Origin of the sequence: Flavobacterium weaverense (assembly GCF_003688495.1) — a bacterium.
Taxonomy (GTDB): Bacteria; Bacteroidota; Bacteroidia; order Flavobacteriales; family Flavobacteriaceae; genus Flavobacterium; species Flavobacterium weaverense.
In genome coordinates this window covers 707,745-720,142 of sequence record NZ_REFH01000009.1, presented here as the reverse complement: position 1 = coordinate 720,142, position 12,398 = coordinate 707,745, and the positions used below count along the sequence as shown (strand labels likewise).

Below are 12,398 nucleotides of genomic sequence, written 5' to 3'. Positions count from 1 at the left end.
CCTTCCCGAACAGAGTAGTTAAGCCCGCCTGCGCAGATGGTACTGCAGTTATGTGGGAGAGTATGTCGTCGCCTTTCTTTAAAAACCCTATTCATATATTTGAATAGGGTTTTTTGTTATATAAAAAGTTGGGAAATTATATTTAATTCAACCCTTACCATTAAAATTTATTCGAAACCTTGATTCTTGTGAGTCAAGGTTTTTTATTTGAATTTTCTATGCGGTAAATTACTTAAGTGTTTATTTTAAATTCAATGGTCTTAGGTTTGTGATAAATAGTTGTAAAATACTTCTTTGAAACGTGTCATGAATTATCCGATATATACGATTCTAATGAATTAGTTTTTTCTAATCAAATCTTTAAGGATTGGTGCAGCAACTTATCTTATATCGAAATCGGAAACTGTAATACTAAATTGATAATTTCATATCTAGCTTTTCATTTAGAAGAGTTAAGTACTTTTTCTAAGAACTTATTAGTATTTATTAAGTGACTCCTTTTACTGGATTAGGTATTTAACGACTGTAATTTTAATATTTTACACTGGTACTACTATCTTGACAATTTTTTTTTTTCAGTCAAATTATAGGTTCAACTCTTCTTATTTTTAAACCTAAAATGCATTGGTAAATAATTAAAAGCTTTTCATAAGGTTCGTTTTATTACGAAATGCTATCTTTAAAGTTACAAGAGATATATAAGCTTTATAATATATTGATATTTGAAATTTGAATGATATCAACATCAAATCGATGAGTACTAATGTAGGAAATTCTTTGTTTGACAAAAAAGTAAGTAGTAAAGATTACTATCGAAATTATTTAAGTTCACTACAATCATTATTACCTCTAATGAATTAATCGTCTCTGTATATTATTAATGCTATTTATTAAACTTTTTCTTGAAGATTAGAAGATAAGCTAATATTGTAACCGAAATAAATAGTACAGTTCAGCACCTAAATGGTGACTTGAAGCTTTATTTTTTCTCTCTATTAGCTGGAATATCAAAACGGTAGAGAGCTTCGGCTTTTAGTAAAACACTGCTATTTAAATTATTATTTAATTTTGTTCTGTTATTACCAAATTTTATTGGAGTTAGAGATAAATCAATTTTATCAGAAACGTTATATACTTCATAACTGTTTGCTGAATAACCAACTTTTAATCTCAAAAGTAAATTTTTTAAGAAAGAATTATTTTCTACGTAAGTTGAAAACTCTAGAGTGCTATTTTCAGCATAGGTGGAAGGATGGTTATTGTCATGTAGTTTAAATGTTTCAGAAATTCCTTTATAATCAATTCCTACTTTAAAGTTTTCTGACAAAGCCAAATTAGCGTCAAAAATTCCTGGCATCAACGCAGTGACTTCAAATTTTGAATTTGGACTCAAGTAATACATTCCAATCAAAGGTGTAATAAAATATCCAAAAGCTTCGGTGCCAGTGTAAACTCCAAATTTGTAATTAAGGGTTTTACGCTTTTTATAAGTCCAAAAAGCAATTCCTCCCATATAAACATCTTTAGAATTTAAATTTTTGTAATCAGATGAGATTACTGGAAGTAAAACATATGTTCCTGTCCATTTATCAGAGTGCTCCGTAGTCAAGCCTAATTTAAGTCTGGTGTAATACAGATTTGTGTTTTCTTCTTTTGGAAATAACTGCAGTTTCTTAATACTAAAATCAAATCCTGTAATAATTGCTGTTTTAGTATTTATCACAATTGGCAATATAACTTTCGAATCAAATATTGATATGGAAGTACTTTCATCAATGTTTTTAAATTTTGTATCTCCAGTTTTAGAGTAATTAACAGTTATAACATCGACATATTCTTGAGCACTACTTATCATTGGAAGTAATGCAATTATCAAACCTAGTAATTTTTTTAGCATGGTATAAATATAGCTTTTTTTCTTAAAAGATAATAACTTTTAGAATTGATTGAAAAATCGATTATGGTTTTATTTTTAGACAGGTAATCATTTGTTTGAAAGGCAGTATTTACACTTTTTTAACATTAATAATATAGTATTTAGGATTTCAGATTAATAGAGTATCTATTAAAAATTATTATTTTATCAGAAAGAATGATATAGAAGATATTAATATACTAAAAGGAATTTCTACTTGTTTTGTAGAGAGTTTAGTTGAACTTTAATTTGTATTTTTGTTTAAATTATAAAATCACAATATGAAAAAGATTGTTTTGTTTTTGGTATTTGTTTTGTCTGTTAATTTACAAGCACAGCAGCGTCCCAAATTGGTGGTAGGTATTGTAGTTGATCAAATGAAAACGGAATATTTATATCGCTTTTCAGATGACTTCTCCGCAAATGGATTTAAAAGATTGATGGATAATGGTTATACTTTTCATAACATGCATTATAATTACATGCCGACTTACACAGCTCCTGGACACGCCAGTATTTATACAGGTGCGACTCCTTCAGTTCACGGTATAGTAGGTAATGGATGGTTTAATCGTAGTTCAGGTAAACAAATGTACTGTACGGATGATGCAAGTGTGTCGACACTAGGAAACGGCACAAAAGAAGAAGGCGCAATGTCACCGCTAAATTTGCAAGCAACTACTGTTACAGATGAACTAAAAATGGCGACTAATTTTAAAGGTAAAGTCATTGGTATGAGCATGAAAGATCGAGGAGCTATATTACCAGCAGGACATTTTGCTGATTGGGCATTTTGGTTTAGTGGCACAGGAGCTTTTATCTCTAGTTCTTTTTACGGAAAAGAATTACCTAAGTGGGTAACTAAGTTTAATGATGAAAAAAAGTTTATGCCTTATTTAAATAAAGCATGGGATTTATATAAACCTGCCTCTACTTATAATGAAAGTATGGCTGATAACAATCCATATGAAGGTAAGCTTTATGGAAGTGAAACTCCAACTATGCCTTACAATCTTAAAAATATGTATGATAAAAATGGTGCTGGAGTAATTCGCTCAACTCCATTTGGGAATGATCTTTTGGCTGAGTTTGCTAAGGAAGCAATTGTTAGAGAAGAATTAGGTAAAGATGATATTACGGATTTTTTAACTGTAAGCTTTTCTAGCACTGACTATGTTGGTCATTTACTTGGACCACGTTCTATGGAATTACAAGATACTTACTTGCGTTTAGATCAGACTATTGCTGACTTTTTAACTTATTTAGATAAAACGGTTGGTAAAGATAATTATTTGCTGTTTTTAACCGCTGATCATGCAGGTGCTGAAAATGTTGGATACTTAAAAGACAATAAATATGCAGTTGATTACATTGGTGCTAAAAATATTCGAAAGAGCTTAACTGAATTTTCGACTAAAACATTTGGTGCTGATTTAGTTTTAAATTATTCAAACTTTAATTTATTTTTTAATAAGGAAGTAATTAAAAGTAAAGGATTAGATCTTATGAAAGTAAAACAGTCCTTTAAGGATTATTTAATGACACAAGATTATATAAAACGTGTTTACACTGAAGAGGAAATTCTATCTTCAACTGGTGCTGATTACTTTTTGAATTTTATTTTCAAGGGATATGATCCTACTCAAAATGGAGATTTAGTTTTACTTGAAAAAACAGGTTATTCAGAACATGCTTTACTTGGAACCTCACACGGAACACCATACTCTTATGATACGCATGTCCCTGCAATATTTTATGGTTGGAATATTAAGGCTGGAGAGTCCTTTTCTAAAGAAGAAATAACTTCAATTGCACCTACAATTTCTCAAAAAATTAAAATTTCTTTCCCAAATGGTACTGAATCGAATGTACTAGAAGAAGTTTTAAATAAATAGTCAATTTATTTTCTTTCTACAAGGCTGTATCAATTTTGATATAGCCTTTTTTTTTTGTTAAAACTGTGTTCAAATAAAAGATAATTTACATATCGATACAATCATTTAAATGTAAAGCTAGCTTGCATAATGATAAAAGTAATTCAAATCAGAATGTTGCAAACTAGTTTTTTGTAGATTGCTGTTCCGCATTATAACTGTCTCAGTACTGAAATACTTTGAAAAGAATAGAGAGTATATGCATTATCCTCTACGGTCTTTAGCTTATTCGATAAAAGGTAAAAAATAGTAAAGAAGATTGTAATTAGAAAATCGCTAGAAATTTATTTTAATCAAGGTTTTCAATTGAAAGTAAGAGAAAGCTATAGTTTTATTTTTTTAAATTTTCCTTCATCAAAAAAACGGGACTAAATTTACTTTAGTCCCGTTTTTATTAACATTTTTTTTTATTATCTATTCTGCGTTTATTGCAGTTGGTAATGGTATCTGATTTTTCATTAAGTCCTCAAAAGTTTCGTGCGCTCTAATTAAATGTCCCTCTCCATTCATCCACAAAACTTCTGCTGGCTTGTAGCGCGAATTGTAGTTGGAAGCCATTGAAAAACAGTAAGCACCTGCATTTCTAAAGCATAATATGTCTCCTTCTTTTATCTCTGAAATTCTTCTGTTATTAGCGAAAGTATCAGTCTCACAAATGTATCCTACAACAGAGTAAAAACGCTCTTTTCCTTTCGGATTTGATATGTTTTCGATGTGATGTTGCGAACCATATAACATTGGTCTAATTAGGTGGTTAAAACCGCTGTCAATTCCAGCAAATACCGTCGAAGTAGTTTGCTTCACTACATTTACTTTTGCTAAAAAGAATCCTGCTTCACTTACTAAAAATTTTCCTGGTTCAAATATCAATGTTAGCTCTTTACCATATTCTGTACAGAAAGCATTAAATCTTTTTGATAATTTTTTACCTAGTTCTTCAATATCAGTTTCAATATCATCTTTTTTATACGGCACTTTAAAACCACTTCCAAAATCTAAGAATTCAAGATTTTTAAAACTTTTAGCTGCATCAAACAATATTTCTGCTGCGTATAAAAACACTTCGATATCAAGTATGTCAGATCCGGTGTGCATGTGTATTCCTACGATGTTCATTTTCGTGTTTTCAACGATTCGAACTAAGTGCGGTAATTGATGAACTGAAATACCAAATTTACTATCAATATGTCCAACGGAAATATTTGCATTACCTCCAGCCATTACGTGAGGATTTATTCGGATGCAAACAGGTACATTTGGATATTTTGTTCCAAATTGTTCCAATATCGATAAGTTATCAATATTGATTTGGACACCCATAGCATTTACTTCCTCAATTTCTTCTAATGAAACTCCATTAGGAGTATAGAATATTTTATCTGGCTCGTAACCTGCATGGAGTCCTAACATTACCTCTTGAATAGAGACAGTGTCAAGACCTGATCCCATTTCTCGTAATAATTGAAGAATAGCCACATTTGAAAGCGCTTTCATAGCGTAGTTGATGCGTAGCTTATTTACTTTCGAAAAAGCTTTAGATAATCTGTTGTATTGAGATTTTATTTTTTCGGCGTCGTATACGTATAATGGACTACCGTATTGTTCTGCTAGATGAACTAAGTCTTTTGATTGCATGGTCGTTAATTTTTGGCAAATTTATTACTCTTTATTTAGTCGTACAAGTTAATAAATGATTTTGAAAAAAATATAACAAAAAGTTTTAAATTAAACATTATTTTTAAAATCTGTATTTAATTTTTTCGAGAGTAATTTAGAAAATTTTAGAGTCGGCAGTCTAGTGATGTTATTTATGTAGTAGTGCAGCGAAGTATTTTTAATTTTAGTCAAAATTTAATAGTTGGTACACCCTACTTTAAAAGTGAATTTTAAACTTGTAAATAATTTTAAAACTACAATTTACCACTTCCTTCTTAGATAGGAAGCTATTATCTTTTTTTTAGTATCAAAACATTTCTCTATTCAGATGAATTTTGCTATTTTTGTCGCACTTTTATTCTGAAAGAAATTCAGAAGCCAGACAAATTCTATATTATGAACATACACGAATATCAAGGAAAAGAGATTTTAGCAAGCTACGGAGTTCGCATTCAACGCGGAATCATTGCAAATAGCGCAGCAGAAGCTGTAGAAGCTGCAAAACAATTAACTACTGAAACAGGTACAAGTTGGTATGTTGTAAAAGCCCAAGTTCATGCAGGTGGACGTGGAAAAGGTGGAGGAGTAAAACTTGCCAAAAACTTACAACAAGTAGAAGAAATTGCAGGACAAATTATCGGAATGCAATTAGTTACACCTCAGACTTCGGCTGAAGGTAAAAAAGTAAGTACAGTATTAATCGCAGAAGATGTTTACTATCCTGGTGAAAGTGAAACTTCTGAGTTTTATGTTTCTGTATTATTAAACAGAGCTACTGGACGTAACATGATTATGTATTCTACTGAAGGTGGAATGGATATTGAAGAAGTTGCTGAGCACACACCACATTTAATCTTTACTGAGGAAATTGATCCTTCTGTTGGACTGCAAGGTTTTCAAGCTAGAAGAATTGCTTTTAACTTAGGTCTTTCTGGAAATGCTTTCAAAGAAATGGTGAAATTTATCGATTCTTTGTATAATGCTTATATTGGATCTGATGCTTCGATGTTTGAAATTAACCCAGTGTTAAAAACATCTGACAATAAAATAATGGCTGTAGATGCTAAAGTAAATATCGATGATAATGCTTTATACAGACAAACTAAATATGCTGAAATGCGCGACATTCGTGAGGAGAATCCAATCGAAGTTGAAGCTAAAGAGGTAGGATTAAACTATGTAGATCTTGATGGTACTGTAGGATGTATGGTGAACGGAGCTGGTTTAGCAATGGCAACTATGGATTTAATCAAGTATGCTGGTTTTGAGCCTGCAAACTTTCTTGACGTAGGTGGAACTGCTGATGCAAAGCGTGTTGAAACTGCTTTCCGTATTATCTTAAAAGATCCTAATGTAAAAGCAATTTTGATTAATATTTTTGGAGGTATCGTTCGTTGTGACCGTGTAGCTCAAGGTGTTGTTGATGCTTACAAAAACATGGGTGACGCTATAAAAGTGCCAATTATTGTTCGTTTACAAGGTACTAATGCTGCTATTGCAAAAGAATTAATTGATAATTCAGGAATGCCTATTTTATCTGCTGTGGAATTCCAAGAAGCTGCAGACCAAGTTAAAGCTGCACTTTCTTAATTACTTAACTGTTATATATTATTAAGTCCTGTTTGCTTCGGTAAACAGGATTTTTTTTTGCCATCTCGGTAAATAATTAAAAAAGTTTCAATCATCATATAAAGTTATCGTAAAAAAGGAGTTATCTCTTTTGTATCGAATATCTTTGTATTCTACTCGAATTAAATATTTCGTGTTCACAAATATTTTAAGCAATGAAACTACATATTCAAAATAATTTCACTTCCCAACTGCCTGCTGATGCATTAGAAACTAATGTTCCTCGACAAGTTTATGAGGCATGTTTTTCGTTTGTTGATCCTATAAAACCTTCAAAGCCATCATTAATGCACGCATCATTTGAAGTAGCTGCAGAAATAGGTCTTTCAAAAGAAGATTTACTATCTGATGATTTTCTAAATGTCTTTTCAGGTAATACAATTTATTCAGGTACTAAACCCTTTGCCATGTGCTATGCTGGACATCAATTTGGAAATTGGGCTGGACAATTAGGAGATGGTCGTGCCATAAATCTTACTGAAGTACTTAATAACGATAAATTTTTGACGTTGCAGCTAAAGGGAGCAGGTCCAACGCCCTATTCAAGAACAGCAGATGGTTTTGCAGTTTTGCGATCATCAATTAGGGAGTATTTATGTGCAGAGGCGATGTTTCACATAGGTGTTCCTACAACGCGTTCCCTATCACTGATGCTTTCTGGTGATCAAGTTTTGCGTGATGTGTTATATAATGGAAATCCAGCTTATGAGAAAGGAGCTATCGTTAGTAGAGTGGCGCCTACATTCATACGTTTTGGTAGTTTTGAGATTTTTGCTTCTCGAAAAGATGTAGTGAATCTTAAATTATTAACTGATTTCACAATCAAAAACCATTTTCCCAATATTAAAGAAGATGGTGTTCCTAAATATTTAAGATTTTTTGAACAGGTTACTCAAGCTACTCTAAAAATGATTGTAGAGTGGCAACGTGTTGGCTTCGTTCACGGAGTTATGAATACTGATAACATGTCAATTCATGGTATAACTATAGATTACGGACCTTACGGATGGCTAGAAGATTATGATTCTGGCTGGACACCAAATACTACAGATAAACAACATAAAAGGTACCGTTTTGGAAACCAACCTGAAATTGCGCTTTGGAATTTATACCAATTGGCAAATGCTCTTTATCCCTTGATTGAAGATGCTAAGGCATTAGAAGCTATCTTAGAAGCGTACACTTCTAATTATGAAAAGGAATATTTGAGTATGATGCAAGATAAATTAGGTTTGCAAAACAAACTCGATGATGATTTGTTTTTAGTGAATCGATTAACTGAATTGCTTGAAAAAGCGGAGACAGACATGACTATTTTCTTTAGAAATTTAAGTAACATTGCAAAGCAAGATTCAGCAGTATTGGCTTTTGATAAAATCAAAGATGCTTTTTATAATGAAAAGGATTTAAATGAAGTGATATTGAAGGAATGGTATGATTGGTTTGAAATTTATAGTTTCAGAATTAACGAACAAAACTCAACTGATCTTGAACGTAAAGAAAAAATGAATCTTGTAAATCCTAAATATGTATTGCGAAACTATATCTCGCAGTTATGCATTGACGATGCAGAGAAAGGTGATTATTCTTTGTTAAATGAATTATTCGAAATACTTAAGAACCCGTATGATGAGCAACCTGATTTTCAAAGATGGTTTGCCAAAAGGCCTGATTGGGCACGTAATAAGGTAGGATCATCAATGTTAAGTTGCAGTTCTTAACGTCTATTTTATTTGATACCAATCGACTCGTGGCCTTTCAATATAATTTTGTTTTTGTTGTCTAAGTTTTCTTTGGTTCTACCCAAAATATTAATGATTTCATGTTTAGTGCTAGTTTCTCTTAATTTATAAAAATCTTGCGAATTTGTAACTTCAACCTTTAAAATGTAATTGCGATCTAGTAGGACGGAATTTAGATTATCTTTTATTATTTCCCCATTAATCATAAAGACAACATCACTTTTTTTAAAAGTTGTAAATTCAGATTTGATTTGTTCTAAATTTATAAAATCAAATTTATGTGGGTTTTTAGAAATGATGCTAACTACGCCTGAAAAATGTTTATCATTTATTATCGTGTCATTCTTTTTGATATTTACGGATTCTATATCGTCAGAAATGAGATGCTTTATTGTTATTTGTGATACTAAATTAGAATCAAGCAAATAAGCCGCTTCATTGCTTTTAATAGCTTGTGCGTAAAATAATGATGTTGTCGACAAAAGGATAATCGTTAGGAATGTTTTCATTGTACTAAATTCGATTAATATCTCTTTTAAATTATAATTTTACTATCAGTGGCATGTTGTCACTCAAATGCAACCAGTTTAATTCAGTACCTATTTTAAAAGATTTAGGACAATTAAAAGTTTCTCGATCTGCAAATACATAATCAATGTGATAATGTTTTACAGTATTTTTCTGTAAATAAAAACTAGGAGACTTTTCTTCACCTTGCTCTTCATTAAAATATTCATGATACAAGCTTCTAATTCCAATTTCTTCTAACTCTCGAACCACGTCGCTGTGGTTCCACCATCGATCCCATTTATCCCAAATTTTATTACTATTGAAATCTCCAACGATTATAGATTTCGTCATTATCAATTTATTAATTTGAATATATTTCCAAAACTGCCCAATATAGCCAAATGTGGGAGAATTTGCGTGATGGTTCCATAGACCAATTATGTTAAAGCTGTCATTAATATTTGCCGAGATAAAATATTTAAGGCCGTTCGTTTCCCAATTATTATCAGACAAATTTACTGATTCTTTGCAGAATATCCCTAACCCTCTATTTTTATTATCTCCAATCCAAATATAATTTTTTGCCCATTCTTTATAAAATATATCATTTGATCTTTTAGGGTCTTCACATTCTTGAATTACTGTAATGTCAGCGTCAAACTGTTCCAGAAACTTAAATTTTTTTCGAAAGGCGCCGTTACAATTCCAATTAATTATTATCATTGGTTGATTTTTACTCTGTCCAAATATAACTAAAAAATCCCGCTCGTTAAGAGCAGGATTTTGGTATTCAATTATTTTCCGATTTCTTGAATCATATCTGACTCATATATTTTAAAACCTACATTACTTCTCTGTGCAATTGTAAAAAGTGCTTTTGCGACGGTTTTACCCTCAATAGGTTTGTATTTTTTTAAATTTCCAAAAAATACAAATGAAAGTACTTTCATGAAAAAACCACCTACTTTTTCTGCTAATCGAAATTCAGTTCGATCACCAAGCAGCAGCGATGGTTGCAAAACAGCTACGGTTTCGAAATCAGTTGCTTTAAGATATTCTTGAATTTCACCTTTCGTTTTTAGATAAAAATTAGAAGAACCTGCATTTGCACCTAAAGATGAAATTATTAAAAACTGAGTGACATTGTTTTGCAATGCAAATGAAGCAAACTGTTTTGGATACTCAAAATCTACTTTTCGAAACTCTTTCTGACTTCCTGCTTTTTTGATGGTTGTACCAATGGTGCAAAAGAAATCATCGCCAACTATTAATTGAGAATAGGTTTCAGGTTGATCAAAATAAATAATGTGCTGTACTAATTTCGAATTCTTAATACCTAAATCTCTTTTAGTAAAAGCAATTACTTTGCTATACTCCTTACTTTCTAAAAGTATATTTAAGAGGTGTGAACCTATTAAACCTGTACTTCCTATAACTAATGCCGTTTTCAAACTTATGATTTTTTATTTTTACCAAAGTTGAATTTTACTTTCTCAACTACTTGCGGCTTGGAATTACCTTTAGGATATTCCTTTTTTTTCGTGCTTTTTGTCGCTGGTCGCGATTTAGAAGGTGCTTCATCACCTCTTGACTTTTCTTCGTCGCGTGGTTTTGCTTTAAATTCAGGTCTCTCTTTCGATCCTTCCTTCGAAGGGATTTGAGCTTTATGTTTTGCTAAAACATCATTTGGATTTTTCGGATTTTCTTTCGTTCCACGTAAATGAATTACCAAAGCATTTAGGAAATTTCGTAACACTTGGTCACCGCATTCCATATAATTTTCATGTTTCTCATCTCTGAAGAAAGCACCTAATTCTGATTTAGTGATTCTAAAATCTACCAATTCTAATATTTCAATTATTTGATCATCACGCAACATTAAAGCTACGCGAAGTTTTTTAAAGATATCGTTGTTAGTCATCATTTTTATTTTTTACAAATGTACGTTTAAAATGCAATTACACCACTTTATTTGAATCACAATTGGTTTGCGTTTAAAACGCTAATAATAGCATCTAGGTCCGCCTCTCTGTGGTTAGCTGTGATTACAATTCTGTTTAAATCGGAAATACCAGTTGCGTATTTAAAATTAGTTGTGATTATTTTATGACGTAATAATAGTTCTTTTAACCCTTCTATTTCAGGATAGAGTAGGGGATAATTTTTATCAAAGTGAACCGCTTTATTTTTCACCAAATGAGATTGAATGTAATCTAGATTTGCTTTCATTTTTTTGTGCTGATCTACATAAATATTTTCAGCGTCAGCTACTGTTTGTGCAAAAGCTGCATTCAGTCCTGCACTTGAAATAAATGTACTTAAATTTTTAATATTATTTATAAATGCAGCATCACTTGCAATTACACCTCCAGTTAATCCCCATGCTTTTCCTAAGGATGCAATCATTATTTTTCTCTTACATTTTGGCAGTAGAGTTGTAGCATATATTCCGCAACCGTTTGTACCTAAAATTCCCAAAGAGTGTGACTCATCAATAACTAAAGTAATTTCTTTATTCGATGGAATCGAGTTAAGAATTGTAAAGTCAGTGGCTGTAGTACAAAAAGAAGGCACCGAATCTGCTAAAATCGTGATCCTCTCAATTTTAGCATCAAGTAAACGTGGATTTAATTCGAGTCCAACAAAGAATGGAAGGCTAAACGAATGCTTTAAAGCAGTGTGGGTGTTTGGAAAGTGAAAAAAACAATCCGTTTGTTCTTCTAAAGCCTCCACAACTAACTTTCCTGCAAGCATTCCTGAAGAAACTGTTACTGCTGATTCTGAATTAATAAAATTCGCTAAAAATTTTTCGGCATTATCATAAGCTGATAATTTAATATTTGCATTTCTGGAACTGCCGTAGGCTGTACCCCATTTTAAAATATTCTTTATAAGTAGCTGTTGAAATTCATGATTTGTAGGTAAACCTAAGTAGGCTGTTCCTCCAAAATACAGGTATTCTTCACCATTAATTTCTATTGTTCGATCGGGAAATTGGTCGACTTTCATTCT

10 protein-coding genes and 1 rRNA gene are annotated in these 12,398 nt (G+C 31.6%); 4 read left to right on the top strand and 7 right to left on the bottom strand.

Features of this window, described 5'->3' with window-relative positions; genetic code table 11:
• Positions 1–77, top strand: a 5S ribosomal RNA gene (gene rrf / locus BC961_RS14985); the annotation flags it as partial.
• 902 nt (positions 78–979) lie between these two features.
• Here the strand turns inward: rrf and BC961_RS09820 are convergent.
• Positions 980–1,897: a DUF6268 family outer membrane beta-barrel protein gene (locus tag BC961_RS09820; protein WP_121925663.1), complete on the bottom strand. Its 918-nt coding sequence runs from the start codon at positions 1,895–1,897 to the stop codon at positions 980–982.
• A gap of 299 nt (positions 1,898–2,196) precedes the next feature.
• Between BC961_RS09820 and pafA the strand changes: the two genes are divergently transcribed.
• On the top strand, positions 2,197–3,810 hold the full coding sequence (gene pafA, locus BC961_RS09815) for an alkaline phosphatase PafA (protein WP_121925662.1): 1,614 nt from the start codon (positions 2,197–2,199) through the stop codon (positions 3,808–3,810).
• Positions 3,811–4,263: 453 nt separating this feature from the next.
• Here pafA and lysA read toward each other — a convergent pair whose 3' ends face one another.
• Positions 4,264–5,484, bottom strand: coding sequence for a diaminopimelate decarboxylase (gene lysA / locus BC961_RS09810; protein ID WP_121925661.1), 1,221 nt, complete (start codon positions 5,482–5,484; stop codon positions 4,264–4,266).
• Positions 5,485–5,901: 417 nt separating this feature from the next.
• Between lysA and sucC the strand changes: the two genes are divergently transcribed.
• Both sucC and BC961_RS09800 read left to right on the top strand, forming a co-directional pair.
• Positions 5,902–7,095, top strand: a complete 1,194-nt coding sequence (gene sucC / locus BC961_RS09805; RefSeq protein WP_121925660.1) for an ADP-forming succinate--CoA ligase subunit beta — start codon at positions 5,902–5,904, stop codon at positions 7,093–7,095.
• Between the two features lie 194 nt (positions 7,096–7,289).
• Entirely contained in the window at positions 7,290–8,855 is a 1,566-nt protein-coding gene (locus BC961_RS09800; RefSeq protein WP_121925659.1) for a protein adenylyltransferase SelO, read from the top strand.
• 8 nt (positions 8,856–8,863) lie between these two features.
• Here the strand turns inward: BC961_RS09800 and BC961_RS09795 are convergent, their stop codons facing one another.
• The 5 genes from BC961_RS09795 to BC961_RS09775 all read right to left on the bottom strand — a co-directional run bounded on the left by BC961_RS09795 (position 8,864) and on the right by BC961_RS09775 (position 12,395).
• Positions 8,864–9,385 carry a hypothetical protein gene (locus tag BC961_RS09795; protein ID WP_121925658.1) on the bottom strand — a complete coding sequence of 174 codons (522 nt, stop codon included), beginning with the start codon at positions 9,383–9,385 and terminating at the stop codon, positions 8,864–8,866.
• A 31-nt stretch (positions 9,386–9,416) separates the two neighbouring features.
• The gene (locus tag BC961_RS09790) at positions 9,417–10,109 is read right to left on the bottom strand and encodes an endonuclease/exonuclease/phosphatase family protein (protein WP_121925657.1); all 693 of its coding nucleotides are present in this window, start codon (positions 10,107–10,109) and stop codon (positions 9,417–9,419) included.
• Positions 10,110–10,180: 71 nt separating this feature from the next.
• Positions 10,181–10,837: a Rossmann-fold NAD(P)-binding domain-containing protein gene (locus BC961_RS09785; RefSeq protein WP_121925656.1), complete on the bottom strand. Its 657-nt coding sequence runs from the start codon at positions 10,835–10,837 to the stop codon at positions 10,181–10,183.
• A gap of 2 nt (positions 10,838–10,839) precedes the next feature.
• Positions 10,840–11,307 (bottom strand): DUF1456 family protein, encoded by a 468-nt coding sequence (locus BC961_RS09780; protein ID WP_121925655.1) that lies wholly within the window; start codon positions 11,305–11,307, stop codon positions 10,840–10,842.
• 56 nt (positions 11,308–11,363) lie between these two features.
• Positions 11,364–12,395: an aminotransferase class I/II-fold pyridoxal phosphate-dependent enzyme gene (locus tag BC961_RS09775; protein ID WP_121925654.1), complete on the bottom strand. Its 1,032-nt coding sequence runs from the start codon at positions 12,393–12,395 to the stop codon at positions 11,364–11,366.
• Positions 12,396–12,398: the final 3 nt, after the last annotated feature.